Consider the following 20817-nt stretch of genomic DNA (forward strand, 5'->3'; position numbering starts at 1 on the left):
TTACTGCCACGGATGGAAGGTGAGGCATGTGAAACAACCCCATTAGGCAGGATGCCCGATGGACGTTAAACTTAAGAATCCTGAAGATTATTAACATGACAGAATCTTTTGCTCAACTCTTTGAAGAATCCCTGAAAACAATTGAAACACGTCCGGGCTCTATCGTCCGTGGTGTTGTTGTTTCTATCGATAAAGATATCGTACTGGTTGACGCCGGTCTTAAATCTGAGTCAGCAATTCCAGTAGAACAGTTCAAGAACGCGCAAGGCGAACTGGAAATTCAAGTTGGCGACGAAGTTGACGTTGCACTGGACGCTGTTGAAGATGGCTTCGGTGAAACCCAGCTGTCCCGTGAGAAAGCTAAGCGTCACGAAGCATGGCTGACTCTGGAAAAAGCTTTCGAAGTTGCTGCAACCGTTATTGGCGTGATCAACGGCAAAGTGAAGGGCGGCTTCACAGTCGAACTGAACGGCATCCGTGCGTTCCTGCCAGGTTCTCTGGTTGATGTGCGTCCAGTTCGCGATACTCTGCATCTGGAAGGCAAAGAGCTTGAGTTCAAAGTCATCAAGCTGGATCAGAAACGTAACAACGTCGTTGTTTCCCGTCGTGCCGTTATCGAATCCGAGAACAGCGCAGAACGTGATCAACTGCTGGAAAATCTGCAAGAAGGCATGGAAGTTAAGGGTATCGTTAAGAACCTGACTGACTACGGTGCATTCGTTGATCTGGGCGGCGTTGATGGCTTGCTGCACATTACTGATATGGCTTGGAAACGCGTTAAGCACCCAAGCGAAATCGTCAATGTGGGCGACGAAATCACTGTTAAAGTGCTGAAGTTCGACCGCGAACGTACTCGTGTATCCCTGGGCTTGAAACAGCTGGGCGAAGATCCATGGGTTGCTATCGCTAAACGTTACCCAGAAGGCACCAAGCTGACTGGCCGTGTAACCAACCTGACTGATTACGGCTGCTTCGTAGAAATCGAAGAAGGCGTTGAAGGTTTGGTACACGTTTCTGAAATGGATTGGACCAACAAAAACATTCACCCGTCTAAAGTTGTTAATGTAGGCGACGTAGTGGAAGTTATGGTTCTGGACATCGATGAAGAACGTCGTCGTATCTCTCTGGGCCTGAAACAGTGCAAATCTAACCCATGGCAGCTGTTTGCAGAAACTCACAACAAAAACGACCGCGTTGAAGGTAAAATCAAGTCTATCACTGACTTCGGTATCTTCATCGGCCTGGACGGCGGCATCGACGGCCTGGTTCACTTGTCTGACATCTCCTGGAACGTTGCAGGCGAAGAAGCCGTTCGTGAATACAAGAAAGGCGACGAAATCGCAGCTGTTGTTCTGCAAGTTGATGCAGAGCGCGAGCGTATCTCCCTGGGCGTGAAACAACTGGCAGAAGACCCGTTCAATAACTACCTGTCTATGAACAAGAAAGGTGCTATTGTTACTGGTAAAGTAACTGCTGTTGACGCTAAAGGTGCTACAGTTGAATTGGCAGGCGGCGTAGAAGGTTACCTGCGTGCTTCTGAAGCAACTCGTGATCGCGTTGAAGATGCAACTCTGGTACTGAACGTAGGTGATGAAGTTGAAGCCAAATATACTGGCGTTGACCGTAAAAACCGCGTAATTAGCCTGTCTGTTCGTGCGAAAGACGAAGCTGACGAGAAAGATGCAATCGCTACTGTTAACAGTAAGCCAGAAGAAAGCAACTTCTCTAACGCGATGGCTGAAGCGTTCAAAGCTGCAAAAGGCGAGTAATGACTGGGGGTGGATGTTTCGCCCCTATACGGTAGTTTAGCTGCAAAGCTTGGAGGTAATATGACCAAGTCTGAACTTATTGAAAGACTTGCTGGCCAGCAATCTCATATACCGGCTAAGGCCGTTGAGGATGCAGTGAAAGAAATGCTTGAGCATATGGCTGGAACATTAGCTGAAGGTGAGCGCATTGAGATCCGCGGATTTGGCAGTTTTTCGCTTCACTACCGTGCTCCGCGTGTTGGCCGTAATCCGAAGACTGGTGATAAAGTAGAGTTGGAAGGTAAATACGTTCCACACTTTAAGCCAGGTAAAGAATTACGCGATCGCGCTAATATCTACGGCTAAGTTGTTTACAACTAGCTGGGTTATTGCTTGTGAAAATACGAAACGGTGCCTTTATGGCACCGTTTTTCTTTTACTAAAATCCATGTCGCCTATCGTTCAACATCCACTTCTTTTTTAACCAAATAATCTCGCTGGCTGTTTTCACATTTGCCACTATTTTGAAGTACATCGCATCCCGAATCTGATAGTTGCAACATATCGAAAGAAATTTCGAGACTTCTCTGAACATGGATATCTCACGGTAGAAATACGGCGTTCTGCTGTGGAGAATGAGCTTACTGTCCAGGAACCGATAAATAGAAATCATGTTCAATAATCAAGGATGATTATCATACTGTGCTGCCAATTAATCAGATTGCAACTGCTATTATTATAGGGCTATTACCCCTTATTTTCTTACCCCAATTGCCTGGTTTTATTTCTTGCAGCTTGCTATTAGTCTTTGCACTGCTTTTCTGGTTTAGTCGCAATAATCACGGACAATTTATTGCATTAGCCATTTTGGCATTTATATGGGGATGCTGGAATGCCAACACCCTAGTGGATCAGATCGAAAAATGGGTAAAGGGAGATCAATGGATTGTCGCGACGGTAAAAAGTATTTCGCTAATACATGGAGCGAGCCATACCGCTAAAGTACTATTGAATATCGAGTCTGTTGCTGGGCAACGAGTCTTTCCGCCGATTGCGGTTTCTGTAGCTTGGCCAGATCAGTATTCTCAATGGTGCGCGGGGCAAAGATGGCAATTTAAAATCCGCATGAAGGCTGTGCATAGCCTACTTAATGAAGGTGGGTTTGACAGCCAACGTTGGGCTGTGGCGAATCGACGTCCTCTGTTTGGTCGGATTATTGATGGAAAATTGCTGGATGGTCATTGCAATCTGAGACAACGTATTATTCTTCGGGTAGAACAACAACTGGAGCCTTATACTCAACGGCATTTGTTGATGGCGCTGGCTTTTGGCGAACGTGCCGGGTTGTCTAAAAATGTGTGGCAAATTTTACGTCATACCGGAACGGCTCACCTGATGGCAATCTCGGGTTTACACATTGTTATGGCGGCCTTATTTGGCCATGCTCTGGTCAGAGCCGTCCAGTATTTATTGCCTTCACATTGGATTCGGCCCGTATTTCCATTGATTGCAGGTTGGCTAGTCGCATTGATGTATGCTTGGCTAGCAGGCGCGAATCCTCCAGCTGTGAGGGCAGCATTGGCATTGAGCTTATGGTTGGCCTTACGGCTATCCGGTGTGCTGTGTAGTTCATGGCAAATATGGCTATGGGCTGTAGGGCTGATTTTATTAAGCGAACCACTGTCTGTGCTATCGGATAGTTTTTGGCTTTCCTGTCTTGCGGTATTCAGCCTGATCTTTTGGTTTCAGTGGGCACCTATGTCTTCTCATCGAGCTTCTGGTCACTACGGACTGCTATTCCGATGGCTACATGTGCAACTCGGCATGATGCTCTTGCTCGCGCCGCTGCAAATTGGTTTGTTTCATGGCATCAGCCTATCTGCAATTCCGGCAAATTTATGGGCGGTTCCTATCGTGTCATTTATAACCGTACCAACGGTATTATTGGCACTTATTTCCTCAGCTAGCACTCATTTGGCGGAATTATGGTGGTGGGCAAGTAATGCCTCACTGACCCTGGCTATGCTGCCGTTAGATTCGTTAAGCCAGAGTTGGTTACCGCGAGGGGGAGATTATCTTGCCCTCAGTTTTATCGGGTGGTTTGCCATCGTTATCTGGCGATTTCAGTGGTGGCGTTCGCACTCTGTTAGCGTATTGGTGCTTTGTATTAACCTGATATTTTTGACATCACGGCGTGATATGGCGGGTTGGCGGGTTGATATGCTTGATATTGGTCATGGGCTGGCCGTTGTTATTGAGCGCAGACAGCGAGCAGTGGTGTTTGATACGGGTAATCGCTGGAAACAGGGCAGTATGGCAGATAAGGTGATCCTGCCTTATCTTAACTGGCGAGGGTTGCGTGTTGAGCAGATTATTCTCAGCCACGATCACCAAGATCATACTGGCGGTGTGTACGCGCTGCGTGCCGAATTCCCTTCAGCAACCATCAGAGCGCCATTTATAATGACAGATAACGGGCGGCCAATGGCAACCTTACCTTGCCGGCAGGGTGAACAATGGCAGTGGCAGGATCTGCATTTCGAAGTGTTATGGCCACCTCAAATCGTGGTTAATGCACAAAATGATGATTCATGCGTGATACGCGTCAGTGATGGCAAGCACAGCTTATTGCTCCCTGGGGATCTGGAAGCAAAAAGTGAGCTGCTACTGGTAAAACAATTTCGCAATAAACTGAAATCAACGTTACTTCAGGTTCCGCACCACGGCAGTAATACCTCGTCAACCGCACCTTTTCTGCGGGCGATAAAACCAGAACTGGCTTTGGCTTCTGTCGCTCGCTATAACCAATGGCATCTACCCACGAGAAAGGTTGTTAACCGCTATAAGAAAAATGGCATCATTTGGCGTGATACCTCGGTTTCAGGGCAACTTAGCGTTGATTTCTCGTACAGAGACTGGCGTATAAAAGGCTACAGAGAACAATTATTTCCTCGTTGGTATCACCAGCGATTTGGTGTTGAGGCTCATAATGAGTAGAATAGGCCGCTATTTCTTCTGGTACTGGTATTTGAATGATGAATGATAAAGATCTCTCCACCTGGCAGACTTTCCGTCGCCTCTGGCCGATGATCGCTCCTTTTAAAACCGGTCTTATCGCTGCGGCAATAGCGCTAATCCTCAATGCGGCCAGCGATACCTTTATGCTGTCGTTGCTGAAACCGTTACTGGATGACGGTTTTGGCAAGGCGAACAGTTCTATTCTGATGTGGATGCCGTTAGCGATCATTGGGTTGATGCTGGTCCGTGGGGTCAGTGGTTTTATCTCCAGCTACTGTATTTCATGGGTATCAGGAAAAGTGGTGATGCACATGCGCCGCCGTCTGTTCAGCCATATGATGGGCATGCCTGTTTCATTTTTTGATCAACAATCTACAGGTACGTTGTTATCACGTATTACCTATGATTCTGAGCAGGTTGCCTCATCTTCTTCCAGCGCGTTAATTACCGTGGTTAGGGAAGGTGCTTCAATTATCGGCCTGTTTATTCTGATGTTTTATTACAGCTGGCAATTATCGCTAATATTAATTGTTATCGCGCCTATCGTCTCTATCGCTATCCGCATGGTATCCAAGCGTTTTCGTAATATCAGTAAGAATATGCAAAGTACTATGGGCGAAGTGACAACCAGTGCTGAACAGATGCTGAAAGGGCACAAAGAAGTGCTTATTTTTGGTGGACAGCAGGTTGAAACCGAGCGTTTTAATACGGTCAGTAACCGTATGCGCCAACAGGGCATGAAGATGGTCTCTGCCTCGTCGATTTCAGATCCGATCATTCAGCTCATCGCTTCTTTTGCTTTGGCGTTTGTACTGTATGCCGCCAGTTTCCCCAGCGTAATGGAAACCCTGACGGCGGGTACAATTACGGTTGTCTTCTCATCCATGATTGCCCTGATGCGGCCACTTAAATCACTGACAAATGTGAATGCCCAATTCCAGCGTGGTATGGCTGCATGCCAGACTTTATTCGCTATTCTGGATATGGAACAAGAAAAAGACGATGGTAAACTGGAAATTGACCGCGTCAAAGGTGACATTGATTTCCGTAACGTTACATTTAAGTATCCAGGTAAAGAAACGCCAGCACTGATTGATATCAACATAGAGATTAAAGCCGGTAAAACGGTAGCACTGGTCGGACGCTCAGGTTCTGGCAAGTCCACCATTGCCAATTTACTGACCCGTTTCTACGATGTTAGTGCTGGCAGCATCCTGATGGATGGTCATGACTTGCGTGAATATACCTTGAGTTCTTTGCGTAATCAGGTCGCATTGGTTTCGCAGAATGTTCATTTGTTCAACGATACGGTCGCTAATAACATCGCCTACGCACGTGATCATCAATACACTCGCGCCGAAATAGAGAAAGCTGCTCGTATGGCTTATGCCATGGACTTTATCGAAAAAATGGATAACGGTCTGGATACGGTGATTGGCGAGAATGGGGTGATGCTTTCCGGTGGTCAGCGTCAACGCATTGCTATTGCCCGTGCTTTATTGCGCGATAGTCCCATTCTGATTTTGGATGAAGCCACTTCTGCGTTGGATACCGAGTCTGAGCGGGCGATTCAGTCGGCGCTGGATGAATTGCAGAAAAACCGTACTTCACTGGTTATTGCTCACCGCTTATCGACTATTGAAAAAGCGGATGAAATTCTGGTGATCGAAGATGGCCGGATTATTGAACGTGGTGAACATGCGGAACTCCTGGCTCGCCAAGGTGCCTACGCTCAACTTAACCGTATGCAGTTTGGCCAATGATTGAACGTATTTGGTCTGGTCAATCGCGGCTGTACTGGCTGTTGTTACCCTTATCCTGGCTATATGGTGGGGTAACATGGCTTATTCGCAGTAGCTATCGACTAGGCTTGCGCTCTGGCTGGCGCTCTCCTGTCCCTGTGGTTGTCGTTGGTAATCTGACGGCGGGGGGGAATGGCAAAACGCCAGTAGTGATTTGGCTGGTGGAGCAACTTCGCCTGCGCGCTAAGCGTGTTGGGGTCGTTTCCCGTGGCTATGGCGGTAAGTCAGATCACTACCCGTTAGTATTGAACGAACAGACTTCAACGGCGCAGGCTGGTGATGAACCGGTATTGATTTATCAGCGCACTGGCGCGCCAGTAGCAGTAGCGCCTAAACGGTCAGAGGCGATTCAGGCATTGCTGAAAAATCATGCGCTGGATGTGATCATTACCGATGATGGCTTGCAACATTATGCTCTGCAACGGGATTTTGAACTGGTGGTTATCGACGGTGTTCGCCGTTTTGGCAACGGCTGGTGGCTACCCGCAGGTCCGATGCGTGAACGAGCGGGGCGGTTGTCTTCGGTCGATGCAGTCATTACCAACGGCGGCGTTGCGGCACGAGGTGAAGTGCCAATGCGGCTTAAAGCTGAAAATGCGGTAAATATTCTGACCGGTGAACGATTACCGGTACAGGAACTGGGTACCGTCGTCGCCATGGCAGGTATTGGCCATCCACCGCGATTTTTCCAAACGTTACGGCAATTGGATGTGATAGTAGAGAAAGAATATGCGTTCGCCGATCATCAGGATTTTTCGTTATCTCAGCTACAGCCTTTGGCAACCTCAGCACAAACTTTGTTGATGACAGAGAAAGATGCGGTCAAATGTCGGGTATTTGCTCAACCGAACTGGTGGTATTTACCGGTAACGGCAGAATTCCCACCAGAACAGGCTGAGCAATTATTGGCTGATATTCTCTTTCTGTGCCAAACACGGGATTGAGTCAGTCCGTCTGGTTCTGAAGGAGCGCAGGCAGATTCAGCGCCTGCGCACAGTCCACGAGTGAGCGGCGCTGCGTTTCTTGATACAACGCTAGCTCATCAAAAACCGGTACACCTAAATCTCGTTCGAAAGCATCCCTACTTGAGTGTTCACTAAAGTGTCCCTGCGTTTTCTCCCCCAGATTGGATTGAAATATTCCCGCCGCACTGACCGGTAGGAAGTCTTCATAGACCAAAGGTTCATAATAGATATAACCTTGATCAATCAATGTTTCTAATAGATTTGTATTGCTTGTCGGTAATGTAGTCACCTGTTTTTTCCCTGAAGGGAAGTAACGGAAAAATGCCAGCTTCTGGCGGCGCATTTCTGCATAGTCATCAGGAAAGACGGCAAACTTATCGGCCAAAATAGCCATATATTCGCTGGCATTTTTCTCATTAACTGGAGCGCCTAGTCGATCCTGCGCAGCTTGCAGTAAATCGTCGTAGAGCGCCCGACCTTTGGCAGTTAACGCTGCACCTCGTTGCTCAATTTCGCCGAAACGTGCGGTATGTTTACCCTGAATGTTGTGTCCATTACCCTGTGGGAATGCAACCTGCTCCTCTAACGCCTTGAAACTGGTTTGGCGCAATAATATCGGACAACGGCGTGCCGGTGGCCCTTCAATCACTGCTTTTGGTGTGATCCGATGCTCAGGCATTGCCCGCTGAACAGCATCTATATCCAATGTTCGTGGCGTTAAGTGATTAATATGTGGGCCTTTAAACGCGACGACATCGGCAATCAGGCGGTGTTGATCGTGTAGCTGTTGATAAACCTCGGCGCTGACAGTCGCGGTGCTATGCCAGCGGAATGTTTCCAGAGACTCAGTGATAAAGTCTCGGGCTTCATCCGATGTGAGACCGCCGACTTTTTCGTAGCGTTGGATGAGTTCGAGTACGCGCGGAGTGAAAATAGTACGATGAGATAATATTTCGGTAGCTAATTGCCGTAGCTCTGGCTGATCGATCAGTTCCAGACGCAATAATGAGGTAAATACCCTGAACGGACTGGTTTGCAATGAGGTTTCATGGATAGCCCGGAATGCGGTGGAATGTACCGGAACACCAGCCGGTGCCAAGTCATAGTAGGCGACCGGAACCATGCCCATTACGGCAAATAGACGTCGTAGCATGGCAAGCTCTTCAGCCGTCCCTACGCGAATGGCTCCGTGGCGTTCCATCGCCAGTCGCTCAATTTCGCCGGTACGAGTTAAGTGTTTTTCCAGCTCAGGATGTTCAGTTATTGCCTGCCTATTGGTTTGGGCAACAATGTGTAGCAGAGTGCTATAAAGTGGTACTTCCGTTTGGTACATCTCTGACATCGCACGTGAAAATCCGGTGCGGATTTCATCTGGCTGAACTCGCTGCGGGGTGTTCATAATAGGGTCGTTCCTTTTATCGTGTTATTTATCAATTAACTGTGGGCAGGATGTTGTTTGGTATTAACAGAAAATCGCTACGCATCAGTATTCAGCCCTCTTTTAGTCTAGGTTGTGGATGGGGAGTTGGCGGCTAACAGCACGAGAATATTGAGGATTTATGCGTGAGCTCTCATGGGTATGACCACCATGGAAAAATAAAGAGATAAAATAGTTGCACTATTGAATATTTTATGACTTAATAGCGCTCGGCCTGTGATACAGACCTATTTATGTGTAAGAGTGTGTAGTGAGAGTATAAAAAGTACTAGCAGTTTCTCCCAAGCCGTTATCATTTGATTCCGCTTCAAAGACGAACCTTCTAAACATCTCCGGTAAACAACTTCCATAAGTAACGTTCCTGAATGCAGTCCAGCTATGTTATATAGCAATAAGTGCCTTGTGGCAGGTTATTAATATTTTTGAAGGTAAAGTTTATGTCTAAGAAGACAGGTCAAGTTAAATGGTTCAACGAAAGCAAAGGCTTTGGTTTTATTGAACAGAATGACGGTGGCAAAGATGTATTCGTACATTTCTCTGCAATCGCAACTGACGGATTCAAAACCCTGGCTGAAGGCCAGCGTGTAGAATATACCGTTGAAGACAGCCCGCGCGGGCCGGCTGCTGCAAACGTTGTTGCTCTGTAATTCAGAGATTAATAATGTTTAGAATATTCCAGAATCTGAAACGGTAAAGCAAATGCGCTAACCGTTTACTTGGATATTTAAAAATTATAAAACCCGCATTATGCGGGTTTTTTCATTAATTCAAGCTCATAGAGGTTTAATCAAAAACTTTAGGATGGGCAACTGCATCTAAACAATAAATAAAAATGAGTTGTTAGGATGCCCAGTAAAAGGATATTTATTATGATGTTAAAAATGGGTCGGGTGAAATGGTTCAACCAGCTGAAAGGCTACGGTTTTATTTCGCCACTCGATGGTGGGCTGGATGTTTATGTCAGCAAAACGGCAATTGCCAACACCAAAAATAAATCACTGAGTGAAGGACAAAACGTTGAGTTCTCCACTTATAAAAGTATTCACGGGCCCTCTGCGGCTGATGTGATCGCTTTCTAAAGCAAACGGCTACCTCGGTAGCCGTTTGTATTTTAGCGATGTAATATTTTAAAGCGATAATGGTGCAGGTGCTCTTTATGCTTACATTAAGATCAATACCCTGACCACGATCTTAATGACTAAAGTTAGCGAACATCGCGATGATTTTATGGAACAGTTTCATCTTTGGCTCAATAGTTATGTTATGTGATGTACATCACAAAATTCTACTCTTCGCATTTCAGCATATCAATAACAACCACACCAAAAGTGCATAATATTTACGGATAGTTGCAATGGATGACTGAGCGTTGCAATGAGCTAAATATTCCTTTGATCAATGTAATATCGAGTTGGTTAACCTGTCTGACGGGATATGCTATCCTCCTAGACTTTCCCGCTGTCTATGACTCCACTTCTTCGGAGGGTGTATGGATCACCGTTTACTCGAAATTGTTGCTTGCCCGGTGTGTAACGGCAAACTGTATTTTAATAAAGAAAATCTGGAGTTGGTGTGTAAAGCCGACAATCTGGCTTATCCCGTGCGTGATGGCATTCCAGTATTGCTGGAGAACGAAGCACGCGCACTTTCCGTCGATGAGAAACACGCATGAGTTTTATCGCGATTATTCCTGCACGCTATGCGTCAACCCGTTTACCGGGTAAACCTCTGGCCGATATTGGTGGTAAACCGATGGTGGTTCACGTGATGGAACGGGCTTTAGAGTCTGGAGCCAGCCGGGTTATCGTTGCAACGGACCATGAAGATGTGATGCGGGCGGTAGAGGCTGCGGGTGGCGAAGTGTGTCTGACGCGAGTGGATCACCAATCTGGTACCGAACGTTTGGCTGAGGTGATTGAGCATTACGGTTTTGCTGATGACGACATTATTGTCAATGTGCAAGGCGATGAGCCCCTGATCCCACCGGTTATTATCCGTCAGGTCGCGAATAATTTGGCTGCATCCCGCGCGGGTATGGCCACGCTTGCGGTACCGATTGAAAGCAGCGAAGAGGCATTTAACCCGAATGCGGTCAAAGTTGTGATGGATGCTCAGGGTTACGCGCTCTATTTCTCCCGCGCAGCTATTCCCTGGGAGCGTGAGCGTTTTGCTCAATCTAAAGACAGTATCGGTGACTGTTTTCTCCGCCACATAGGTATTTATGCATATCGAGCTGGTTTTATTCGTCGCTATGTTAATTGGGCACCAAGTAAATTGGAGCAAATAGAATTACTCGAGCAATTGCGAGTTCTGTGGTACGGCGAAAAAATTCATGTTGCTGTTGCCGAAGCGGCTCCAACTGTAGGTGTTGATACGCTAGAAGACCTGCAAAGAGTTCGGGAAATCCTGCTCAAAAAATGTAATTAATTAATCGTCACGGTGAGAGCCTGGACACTTATTTATTCTAAACGCCGGGTTGCCAGTCCTCTCGGCGTTGTTATATTGACTGCTTTTTCTTTTTGCCTCCCTTTTGTTTGATCTGTGTTCTGGAAATATCTTTTGCCTGCTTCCATTATGGGATTTCACCCCTGAGCTAATAATAGGCAAATCAGGTATGGAACAGTTAAAAGCTGAATTAAGCGTGGTACTGGGCGAGTCGATCACCCGCCTCGAATGCGTGAGTGAGCAACCCTATGCCCATTTGTACGCTATTTATGATCGGCAGGGGCAGGCGATTCCTTTACTGGCAAAAAGCTATGTCTGCCAGGGGATTGCTCAGCAAGAAGCCTATAAACTGTCGATGCTGGCGCGGGAAGGTGATATTCGTCTGCCAACAGTATACGGGCTGGTTATGACTCATCAGGCGCCCTATAAAGAAATCTTGCTCATGGAGCGGTTGCGCGGCGTATCGGCAGAGGCACCTCCAAGAACCGGGGATCGCTGGAATGCGCTGATGGATCAAATTGTTGAAGGCGTATTAGCCTGGCACCGCATTGACAGTCACGGTTGCGTTGGTAATGTGGACAGCATTCAGGAAAATAACTGGTTCAACTGGTATCAACAGCGAGTAGAAGTGCTTTGGGCCAGCGTCAGCAACTTGAATTCACCGTTAATCACACGGGACGATCGCGCGGTGCTTTACCGTTCCCGTGCTTGCTTATCCCAGTTGTTCGCTGATTTTGATGACAGTTGTGTACTGGTTCACGGCAATTTGTCATTGCGTAGTATGCTGAAAGATTCTCGTAGCGATCAATTGCTGGCGATGTTGAATCCCGGCCCGGTGCTGTGGGCTCCCCGCGAATACGATCTGTTCCGCCTGAGTGACGAAGGGATGTCGACTCAGCTACTTTATCGTTACCTTAGCAAGGCACCGGTATCAGAGGCATTTGTCTATCGCCGTTGGCTATACACACTGTGGGAGTTGGTGGGGCGATTTATTCACACCGGTTATTTTGACCGTCCCCTTTTCGATCTTGCTGCCAGCCAGTTATTGCCTTGGCTGGCATAATGTCGTTGATTTATGCCGTAGATTGTGGCGTTTATTCTGCTGTCGCATCTGGTGATGGTTGTTTAATCCATTGCCATAGACGACCTAAGGTTTCATACCAAGCACGCTCACTGTGAGAAAGAGCATTAGCGCTTGGGAAAATTCTTTCCCAATTGTGCAGTGGCGTAGTCACCGCCAGTTGATTTGCTGGCGCAGGAATTGGCTGCATCCCGTTATCGGTAAAGAATTTAATGGCACGAGGCAGATGATTGGCCGATGTGACCAACAAGAACGGTTTATTTCCTACTAATAAGGCAACTTCAGCCGCTTCCTCTTCTGTATCTTTCGGTTTTTCCAACGCGATAATATCTGTTACTGGTACACCTAAACTTTCTGCAACCCCTGCTGCGGTGCGAGCACTGCTTTGTACACCGTCAGGCCCCGATCCGCCGGTAAAGACCAACTTACTGCCCGGTTGCTGTAAATAAAGTCGGATGCCTTCGGTGACTCTTGGCAAACTGTTCGGAAATAAATTTGCGCTCGGTGCCCAATTCGGATTAAAGGTATAGCCGCCACCGAGGACAACAATGTAATCTACCCGGTCATGGCCATGATAAGTGGCATACTTATTTTCGATAGGTAGTAATAAACGATCGGCTACCGGTTGTAGACTAATAAGCAATAATACCAGACAGCTTATTGTAATTAGTATCTTGCCGCTTTTTTGCCAGCGGGTGAACCACAATAGGACTAAAGCCAATCCTATCAATATCAGCAAAAGTGGTAGCGGCATTAATAACCCGCCGAGGTACTTTTTTAGAGTAAATAACATGAAAAACGAACCTTTTGGTTGAAAAAACGGCATCCGGGCGGGATTCCTGCCCAAGAAGATTTATTCTCTGTCTGGCTGTGCCAAAATAGCATATTTGGGGCGAGCTCTTTTTCCCAATCGTTATATACCCGATAGATTTCCCGTTGTACTTCCAGCGACAACGGAAAAGTGAAGGGTGTAGATTTCATTAACGGAGCGGTTGTTCATGCAGCAGGATCGCAATTTTGATGATATTGCCGAGAAGTTCTCGCGCAATATCTATGGCACGACGAAGGGAATGATTCGTCAGGCGGTGGTTTGGCAAGATATCACCGGACTGTTAGCACAGTTGCCACAGCGACCGCTACGGATACTTGATGCCGGTGGTGGTGAAGGGCATATGGCCTGTCAACTGGCTGCGCTCGGTCACCATGTTGTGTTATGCGACCTTTCTGGCGAGATGATTCAGCGTGCAGCGGCGGCGGCGCAGGAAAAAGGTGTGAGCCACAACATGCAATTTATACAAAGTCCGGCTCAGGATATCACCCGACATTTGGAACAGCCGGTTGATCTGGTATTGTTTCACGCAGTGTTGGAGTGGATTGCCGAGCCTGAACAGGTTTTGCAGGTTCTTTGTGATGCATTAATTCCCGGTGGTGCGCTGTCGCTAATGTTCTTCAATTCGAACGGATTGGTGATGCGCAATGCCGTATTGGGTAATTTTCAGTTGGCAACGCCTGATGTGAAAAGACGCCGTCGGCGTTCTTTGTCACCGCAATATCCTTTGGATCCACCTAAAGTCTATGGCTGGCTTGAGCAAATGGGGATGACCATTAGCGGAAAGACGGGGGTGCGGGTGTTTCATGATTACCTGAAGAACAAACAGCAGCAGGTCGAAGAATTTGCTGAATTATTGGCGCTGGAACAGCGCTATTGTCGGCAGGAACCCTTTATCAGTTTGGGGCGCTACGTGCATGTGATGGCGTTTAAGCCGAATCTGAAGGACCAACTATGAGTGAATTTTCCCAGACAGTACCCGAACTGGTCGCCTGGGCGCGAAAAAATGATTTCTCGATTTCGCTGCCAACCGAACGTTTGGCATTTATTCTGGCTATTGCCACCTTAAACGGTGAGCGGCTGGATGGCGAAATGAGTGAAGGCGAATTGATTGACGCATTTCGTCACGTCAGTAAAGGCTTTGAACAAACCCATGAAACGGTTGCCGTCCGGGCGAATAATGCCATCAATGACATGGTTCGGCAGCGTATTCTTAACCGCTTTACCAGCGAGCTGGCGGATGGTAATGCGATCTACCGCCTGACGCCATTGGGAATCGGCATTACCGATTATTACATTCGCCAGCGTGAGTTTTCCACGCTGCGCCTTTCCATGCAGTTATCCATTGTGGCTCAAGAGTTACTGCGAGCGGCAGAAGCCGCAGAAGAAGGTGGTGATGAGTTTCACTGGCATCGCAATGTATTTGCGCCGTTAAAATACTCGGTAGCGGAAATTTTTGACAGTATCGATATGACCCAGCGTCTGATGGATGAGCAGCAACACAGCGTGAAAGAAGATATTGCTGCCCTGCTGAATCAGGACTGGCGGGCGGCGATTGCCAGCTGTGAGCTGTTATTGTCCGAAACTTCAGGCACGCTGCGTGAGTTGCAGGATACGCTGGAAGCCGCTGGTGATAAATTGCAGGCCAATTTGTTGCGTATTCAGGAAGCGACCATCGGCAACGCCGGTCTGGATCTGGTGGATAAACTGGTCTTTGATTTACAGAGCAAATTGGATCGTATTATCAGTTGGGGCCAACAGGCTATCGACCTGTGGATCGGTTATGACCGTCACGTTCACAAGTTTATCCGTACTGCGATTGATATGGATAAAAATCGCGTGTTTTCCCAGCGCTTGCGCCAATCGGTACAGAACTACTTCGACAACCCTTGGGCGCTGACCTACGCCAACGCCGATCGCATGCTGGATATGCGCGATGAAGAAATGGCGCTGCGCAGTGAAGAAGTGACCGGGGAGCTACCTGCGGATCTCGAATTTGAAGAGTTCAACGAAATCCGTGAACAGATTGCCGCCATGATCGAGCAAGCCTTGCTGGTATACCAACAGCAGAAGCTACCGCTTAATCTGGGGGAAGTGATGCGCGACTATCTTGCGCAATATCCGCGTGCTCGTCATTTCGACGTGGCTCGTATCCTGGTCGACCAGGCGGTTCGCCTCGGTGTGGCCGAAGCCGATTTTTCAGGATTACCGGCAGAATGGCTGGCGATCAATGATTACGGAGCCAAGGTGCAGGCACATGTCATCGACAAATATTGAATCAGTAATGCCAGCTAAACTGGCACAGGCATTGGCTAACTCATTGTTTCCGGCTTTAGACAGTCAGCTGCGCGCTGGGCGTCATATCGGTATTGATGAATTGGATAATCATGCCTTCCTGATGGATTTTCAGGATCAATTGGAAGAGTTTTATAGCCGTTATAATGTTGAACTCATTCGTGCGCCAGAAGGTTTCTTCTATTTGCGTCCGCGTTCAACCACGTTGATTCCGCGTTCGGTACTCTCCGAACTGGACATGATGGTGGGTAAAATTCTGTGTTATCTCTACCTTAGCCCGGAACGTCTGGCCCATGAGGGTATTTTCAGCCAGCAGGAAATGTATGAAGAACTGCTGAGTCTGGCGGATGAGAGCAAATTGCTGAAGTTTGTTAATCAGCGCTCAACCGGTTCCGATGTTGATAAGCAAAAGTTGCAAGAAAAAGTGCGAACCTCTCTCAACCGCTTACGCCGTTTGGGGATGCTCTACTTTATGGGCAACGACAATAGCAAATTTCGCATTACGGAAGCCGTTTTCCGCTTTGGTGCCGATGTGCGCAGCGGTGACGACGCACGCGAAGCACAGTTACGCATGATTCGTGATGGTGAAGCGATGGCGGTAGAAAACAGCCTGTCGCTGCAAGACGATAACGATGAAAACGAATCAACCCTGGCGAATGCCGCGGACAGTGCAGAGGATGAACAGGAATGATTGAACGCGGTAAATTTCGCTCACTGACGCTGGTGAACTGGAACGGTTTTTTTGCTCGCACCTTTGATCTGGATGAGTTGGTCACCACCTTGTCTGGAGGGAACGGTGCCGGTAAATCCACCACGATGGCGGCCTTTGTCACAGCATTGATTCCCGATCTAACCTTGCTGCATTTCCGTAACACCACCGAGGCCGGTGCGACCAGCGGCTCTCGCGATAAAGGTTTACACGGCAAGCTACGCGCCGGAGTGTGTTATTCAACGCTGGATGTGATCAACTCCCGCCATCAGCGCGTGGTGGTCGGCGTGCGCTTGCAACAGGTTGCAGGCCGTGATCGTAAAGTGGATATCAAACCCTTTACCATTCAGGGCTTGCCAACGGCTATTCAGCCAACGCAGATTCTTACCGAGATGGTGGGTGAACGCCAGGCGCGGGTGCTTTCACTACCCGAGTTGAAAGAGCGCGTAGAAGAGATGGAAGGAGTACAGTTTAAGCAATTTAACTCCATCACTGATTATCATTCTCTGATGTTTGATCTGGGCGTGATTCCTAAACGCCTGCGATCTTCTGCCGATCGTAGTAAATTTTATCGCTTGATTGAGGCCTCGCTGTACGGCGGGATCTCCAGCGCCATTACCCGTTCTCTGCGCGATTACTTGCTGCCGGAAAACAGTGGAGTCCGTAAAGCCTTCCAGGATATGGAAGCCGCATTGCGGGAAAACCGCATGACGCTGGAAGCGATCCGTGTGACTCAATCCGATCGCGATTTATTCAAGCATTTGATTTCCGAAGCCACATCCTACGTGGCTGCGGATTACATGCGTCATGCCAACGAACGCCGCACGCATTTGGACGGTGCTTTAACGCTGCGCCGAGATTTGTTGACCAGCCGCAAACAACTGGTGACAGAACAATATCGCCATGTAGAAATGTCGCGGGAATTGGCAGAGCAAAGCACGGCTGAATCCGATCTGGAAACGGATTATCAGGCTGCCAGCGATCACTTGAATCTAGTGCAGACGGCGATGCGTCAGCAGGAAAAAATCGAACGTTACCAAGGCGATTTGGAGGAACTGACTTACCGTCTGGAAGAACAGAACGAAGTGGTGGCTGAAGCCAGTGAGCAGCAGGCTGAAAATGAAGCCCGAGCGGAAGCGGCTGAGCAGGAAGTCGATGAACTTAAAAGCCAGTTGGCTGACTATCAGCAGGCATTGGATGTTCAGCAAACTCGCGCCATTCAATACCAGCAGGCATTGCAGGCATTGGAACGTGCGCGTGCACTGTGCCAGTTACCTGAACTGACGGCGGATAATGCTGAAGATTGGCTAGACGTTTTCCATGCCAAAGAGCAGGAAGCCACGGAATCCTTGTTGCAGTTGGAACAAAAACTCAGCGTTGCAGATGCCGCGCACAGTCAGTTCGAGCAAGCCTATCAGCTGGTCGTGAGTATTACCGGTCAGGTGAGCCGCAGTGAAGCCTGGCAAACCGCGCGTGAATTGCTGCGCGATTGGCCGTCTCAACAGCATCTGGCAGAGCGAGTACAACCATTACGGATGCGTTTGGCCGAGCTGGAGCAGCGTTTACGTTCTCAGCAGGACGCTGAGCGCCTGTTGCAGGAATTCTGCAAACGCCAGGCTCAGGCTTATCAGCCGGAAGAGTTGGAAGAGTTGCAGCGTGAACTGGAACAGCGAGTGGAAGAACTGTCCCTCAGCGTGTCCGATGCCGGTGAACGTCGCATGGAAATGCGCCAAGAACTGGAACAGATAAAGCAGAAAATTCAAAACCTCACCAGCCGTGCGCCAGTCTGGTTGGCGGCACAGGATGCGCTAAATCAACTGAGCGAACAAAGTGGCGAGTCGCTGGAAGATAGCCGTCAGGTGACGGAATACATGCAGCAACTACTTGAGCGTGAACGCGAAACCACGGTTGAGCGTGATGAAGTTGCTGGCCGCAAGCGTGAAATCGAAGCGCAGATTGAGCGTCTCAGCCAGCCAAGTGGCGCGGAAGATCCGCGCATGGTGGCGCTGGCCGAACGCTTTGGCGGCGTGTTGCTGTCTGAAATCTATGATGATGTCACCATCGATGATGCGCCGTACTTCTCTGCGTTGTATGGGCCTTCTCGTCACGGCATCGTGGTACCAGATTTGTCTTTGGTACGCGATCAACTATTGGGTTTGGAAGATTGCCCGGAAGATCTCTATTTGATCGAAGGGGACCCGCAGTCGTTTGATGACAGTGTGTTTGCCGTCGAAGAACATGATAAAGCGGTGGTGGTGAAAATCGCCGATCGCCAATGGCGTTATTCTCGTTATCCAGAGGTGCCATTATTTGGTCGTGCGGCGCGGGAAAATCGATTGGAAATCCTGCATGCCGAGCGTGATAGCTTGGCAGAACGCTATGCAACATTATCATTTGATGTGCAGAAAACCCAGCGTGCACATCAGGCTTTCAGTCGTTTCATTGGTACCCATTTAGCGGTGGCTTTTGATGCTGATCCAGAAGCCGAAATCCGTCAACTGAATACGCGTCGTGGTGAGATCGAGCGCGCCTTGAATGCGCACGAAGATCAGAACCAGCAGCAACGGCAGCAATTTGATCAGGCAAAAGAAGGTATTGCCGCACTAAACCGCCTAATTCCTCTGGTTTCTCTACTATTGGACGACACTTTGCAGGATCGGGTGGAGGAGATTAGTGAAGAATTGGCCGAAGCACAGGATGCTGCACGCCATATCCAGCAGCACGGTCAGGCGCTAATCAAACTGGAACCTTTGCTGTCTGTCCTGCAAAGCGACCCGCAACAACATGAACAACTGAAAGAAAACTATACCCAGGCGCAAAACAGTCAGCGTCTGGCTAAGCAGCAGGCTTTCGCTTTAACGGAAGTGGTACAGCGTCGGACGCACTTTAGCTATACCGATTCTGCAGGCATGCTGAATGAAAATACCGATCTAAACGATAAACTGCGTCAGCGTCTGGAGCATGCGGAAGCCGATCGGACTCGCGCCCGCGAGCAATTACGTCAGTATCAGACGCAGTTCACCCAATATAGCCAAGTGCTGGCATCGCTGAAAAGTTCCTATGATGCCAAGCGGGAGATGCTCAAAGAGCTAACGCAAGAGCTACAGGATATTGGCGTGCAGGCTGATGCTAACGCTGAAGCCCGTGCTCGTGCGCGTCGGGATGAACTGCATGCGGCACTGAGCACTAACCGCTCACGGCGCAATCAGTTGGAAAAACAACTGACTTTCTGTGAAGCCGAGATGGACAGCTTACAGAAGAAATTGCGTAAGCTGGAGCGGGATTACTACCAGATTCGTGAACAGGTAGTGAATGCGAAGGCGGGTTGGTGTGCGGTAATGCGGATGGTGAAAGATAACGGCGTTGAGCGTCGTCTGCACCGCCGTGAACTGGCCTATATGGACGGTGACGAGCTGCGTTCCATGTCGGATAAGGCATTGGGGGCATTGCGCCTGGCAGTGTCAGACAACGAGCACCTGCGCGATGTGCTGCGTCTATCGGAAGATCCGAAACGGCCTGAACGCAAAATTCAGTTCTATATTGCGGTTTATCAACATCTACGTGAGCGTATTCGTCAAGATATCATCCGCACCGATGACCCCGTTGAAGCCATTGAACAGATGGAAATTGAACTGGGCCGGTTGACGGAAGAACTGACCGCTCGTGAGCAAAAACTGGCGATCAGCGCCAAGAGCGTAGCGAATATTATTCGCAAAACCATTCAGCGCGAACAGAACCGTATTCGGATGCTGAATCAGGGGTTGCAGGCGGTGTCTTTCGGGCAAGTAAAAAGCGTGCGGTTGAACGTCAATGTGCGTGAAGCCCATGCTACCTTGCTCGATGTTCTGTCTGAACAGCAAGAGCAGCATCAGGATTTGTTTAACAGCAACCGTCTGACCTTCTCGGAAGCGTTGGCGAAGCTGTACCAACGTCTGAATCCGCAGATGGATATGGGCCAGCGTTTGCCACAAACTATCGGTGAAGAACTGCTGGATTACCGTAACTATCTTGAGCTGGAAGTGGAAGTATTCCGTGGCGCAGACGGTTGGTTACGTGCAGAAAGTGGTGCATTGTCGACCGGGGAAGCTATCGGTACTGGGATGTCGATTCTGGTGATGGTGGTGCAGAGTTGGGAAGAAGAATCCCGTCGTTTACGTGGCAAAGATATTTCGCCTTGCCGCTTGCTGTTCCTTGATGAAGCGGCTCGTCTGGATGCGAAGTCGATCGCAACGCTGTTTGAACTGTGCGAACGGTTAGAAATGCAATTAATTATTGCCGCTCCGGAAAATATCAGTCCGGAGAAAGGCACGACATATAAATTAGTGCGTAAAGTATTCCAGAATCATGAGCATGTTCATGTGGTTGGATTACGTGGTTTTGCCAATGATGTGCCAGCAATTGCAGCAATATCGCCGGAAAGACCCTAATATTCGCTGAATTAACGTATAGGGAATAAATCAAAATGGTCGCTTTCGGGCGGCCATTTT

Annotated in this window: 16 protein-coding genes; 14 read left to right on the forward strand and 2 right to left on the reverse strand. The window is 48.6% G+C overall.

Annotated elements, in window-relative coordinates; genetic code table 11:
- The first annotated feature begins 95 nt into the window (after window positions 1–95).
- The 5 genes from rpsA (at window position 96) to lpxK (ending at window position 7512) form a co-directional block, all read left to right on the forward strand.
- Complete coding sequence (rpsA, locus tag DJ39_RS09485) at window positions 96–1769, forward strand: 30S ribosomal protein S1 (protein WP_004717363.1); 1674 nt, start codon at window positions 96–98, stop codon at window positions 1767–1769.
- 60 nt (window positions 1770–1829) lie between these two features.
- Entirely contained in the window at window positions 1830–2114 is a 285-nt protein-coding gene (ihfB, locus tag DJ39_RS09490) for an integration host factor subunit beta (protein ID WP_004717365.1), read from the forward strand.
- Between the two features lie 336 nt (window positions 2115–2450).
- Window positions 2451–4745 (forward strand): ComEC family protein, encoded by a 2295-nt coding sequence (locus DJ39_RS09495; RefSeq protein ID WP_004717367.1) that lies wholly within the window; start codon window positions 2451–2453, stop codon window positions 4743–4745.
- 35 nt (window positions 4746–4780) lie between these two features.
- Window positions 4781–6529 (forward strand): lipid A ABC transporter ATP-binding protein/permease MsbA, encoded by a 1749-nt coding sequence (msbA, locus tag DJ39_RS09500; protein ID WP_004717369.1) that lies wholly within the window; start codon window positions 4781–4783, stop codon window positions 6527–6529.
- On the forward strand, window positions 6526–7512 hold the full coding sequence (gene lpxK, locus DJ39_RS09505) for a tetraacyldisaccharide 4'-kinase (protein WP_038241534.1): 987 nt from the start codon (window positions 6526–6528) through the stop codon (window positions 7510–7512). Before msbA ends, lpxK begins: the two co-directional genes overlap by 4 nt.
- Window position 7513: 1 nt before the next feature.
- Here lpxK and hglS read toward each other — a convergent pair whose 3' ends face one another.
- On the reverse strand, window positions 7514–8932 hold the full coding sequence (hglS, locus tag DJ39_RS09510) for a 2-oxoadipate dioxygenase/decarboxylase HglS (RefSeq protein WP_004717373.1): 1419 nt from the start codon (window positions 8930–8932) through the stop codon (window positions 7514–7516).
- A gap of 476 nt (window positions 8933–9408) precedes the next feature.
- Here hglS and cspE point away from each other — a divergent pair, with 476 nt between their 5' ends.
- The 5 genes from cspE (at window position 9409) to DJ39_RS09535 (ending at window position 12479) form a co-directional block, all read left to right on the forward strand.
- Window positions 9409–9618, forward strand: a complete 210-nt coding sequence (gene cspE / locus DJ39_RS09515; protein ID WP_004717375.1) for a transcription antiterminator/RNA stability regulator CspE — start codon at window positions 9409–9411, stop codon at window positions 9616–9618.
- 222 nt (window positions 9619–9840) lie between these two features.
- Window positions 9841–10050, forward strand: coding sequence for a cold-shock protein (locus DJ39_RS09520; RefSeq protein WP_004717377.1), 210 nt, complete (start codon window positions 9841–9843; stop codon window positions 10048–10050).
- Window positions 10051–10460: 410 nt separating this feature from the next.
- The gene (locus DJ39_RS09525; RefSeq protein ID WP_004717378.1) at window positions 10461–10643 is read left to right on the forward strand and encodes a Trm112 family protein; all 183 of its coding nucleotides are present in this window, start codon (window positions 10461–10463) and stop codon (window positions 10641–10643) included.
- Window positions 10640–11398, forward strand: a complete 759-nt coding sequence (gene kdsB / locus DJ39_RS09530; protein ID WP_038241540.1) for a 3-deoxy-manno-octulosonate cytidylyltransferase — start codon at window positions 10640–10642, stop codon at window positions 11396–11398. The genes DJ39_RS09525 and kdsB overlap by 4 nt, the downstream gene beginning before the upstream one ends.
- 187 nt (window positions 11399–11585) lie before the next feature.
- Window positions 11586–12479: a YcbJ family phosphotransferase gene (locus DJ39_RS09535; protein ID WP_004717382.1), complete on the forward strand. Its 894-nt coding sequence runs from the start codon at window positions 11586–11588 to the stop codon at window positions 12477–12479.
- A gap of 31 nt (window positions 12480–12510) precedes the next feature.
- Here the strand turns inward: DJ39_RS09535 and elyC are convergent, their stop codons facing one another.
- Window positions 12511–13290, reverse strand: coding sequence for an envelope biogenesis factor ElyC (gene elyC / locus DJ39_RS09540; protein WP_004717384.1), 780 nt, complete (start codon window positions 13288–13290; stop codon window positions 12511–12513).
- Window positions 13291–13495: 205 nt separating this feature from the next.
- Here elyC and cmoM point away from each other — a divergent pair, with 205 nt between their 5' ends.
- From cmoM to mukB, 4 genes are read left to right on the forward strand one after another with little or no spacing between them, the layout of a single operon-like run.
- Entirely contained in the window at window positions 13496–14284 is a 789-nt protein-coding gene (cmoM, locus tag DJ39_RS09545; protein ID WP_004717386.1) for a tRNA uridine 5-oxyacetic acid(34) methyltransferase CmoM, read from the forward strand.
- A complete protein-coding gene (mukF, locus tag DJ39_RS09550) occupies window positions 14281–15603 on the forward strand; it encodes a chromosome partition protein MukF (protein WP_038241544.1) in 1323 nt (440 codons plus the stop codon). Before cmoM ends, mukF begins: the two co-directional genes overlap by 4 nt.
- Entirely contained in the window at window positions 15584–16312 is a 729-nt protein-coding gene (gene mukE, locus DJ39_RS09555; protein ID WP_038241546.1) for a chromosome partition protein MukE, read from the forward strand. Before mukF ends, mukE begins: the two co-directional genes overlap by 20 nt.
- Window positions 16309–20757: a chromosome partition protein MukB gene (gene mukB, locus DJ39_RS09560; RefSeq protein WP_038241548.1), complete on the forward strand. Its 4449-nt coding sequence runs from the start codon at window positions 16309–16311 to the stop codon at window positions 20755–20757. The genes mukE and mukB overlap by 4 nt, the downstream gene beginning before the upstream one ends.
- Window positions 20758–20817: the final 60 nt, after the last annotated feature.

The organism is Yersinia ruckeri ATCC 29473 (assembly GCF_000754815.1).
Classification (GTDB): domain Bacteria; phylum Pseudomonadota; class Gammaproteobacteria; order Enterobacterales; family Enterobacteriaceae; genus Yersinia; species Yersinia ruckeri.

Excerpts from the sequence above, each read along its gene's own strand:
- hglS (WP_004717373.1), bottom strand. The coding sequence starts at position 8,932 with ATGAACACCCCGCAGCGAGTTCAGCCAGATGAAATCCGCACCGGATTT.
- kdsB (WP_038241540.1), top strand. The coding sequence starts at position 10,640 with ATGAGTTTTATCGCGATTATTCCTGCACGCTATGCGTCAACCCGTTTA.
- lpxK (WP_038241534.1), top strand. The coding sequence starts at position 6,526 with ATGATTGAACGTATTTGGTCTGGTCAATCGCGGCTGTACTGGCTGTTG.
- elyC (WP_004717384.1), bottom strand. The coding sequence starts at position 13,290 with ATGTTATTTACTCTAAAAAAGTACCTCGGCGGGTTATTAATGCCGCTA.
- ihfB (WP_004717365.1), top strand. The coding sequence starts at position 1,830 with ATGACCAAGTCTGAACTTATTGAAAGACTTGCTGGCCAGCAATCTCAT.
- cmoM (WP_004717386.1), top strand. The coding sequence starts at position 13,496 with ATGCAGCAGGATCGCAATTTTGATGATATTGCCGAGAAGTTCTCGCGC.
- DJ39_RS09535 (WP_004717382.1), top strand. The coding sequence starts at position 11,586 with ATGGAACAGTTAAAAGCTGAATTAAGCGTGGTACTGGGCGAGTCGATC.
- DJ39_RS09520 (WP_004717377.1), top strand. The coding sequence starts at position 9,841 with ATGATGTTAAAAATGGGTCGGGTGAAATGGTTCAACCAGCTGAAAGGC.
- msbA (WP_004717369.1), top strand. The coding sequence starts at position 4,781 with ATGATGAATGATAAAGATCTCTCCACCTGGCAGACTTTCCGTCGCCTC.
- mukF (WP_038241544.1), top strand. The coding sequence starts at position 14,281 with ATGAGTGAATTTTCCCAGACAGTACCCGAACTGGTCGCCTGGGCGCGA.
- DJ39_RS09525 (WP_004717378.1), top strand. The coding sequence starts at position 10,461 with ATGGATCACCGTTTACTCGAAATTGTTGCTTGCCCGGTGTGTAACGGC.
- rpsA (WP_004717363.1), top strand. The coding sequence starts at position 96 with ATGACAGAATCTTTTGCTCAACTCTTTGAAGAATCCCTGAAAACAATT.
- mukE (WP_038241546.1), top strand. The coding sequence starts at position 15,584 with ATGTCATCGACAAATATTGAATCAGTAATGCCAGCTAAACTGGCACAG.
- cspE (WP_004717375.1), top strand. The coding sequence starts at position 9,409 with ATGTCTAAGAAGACAGGTCAAGTTAAATGGTTCAACGAAAGCAAAGGC.
- mukB (WP_038241548.1), top strand. The coding sequence starts at position 16,309 with ATGATTGAACGCGGTAAATTTCGCTCACTGACGCTGGTGAACTGGAAC.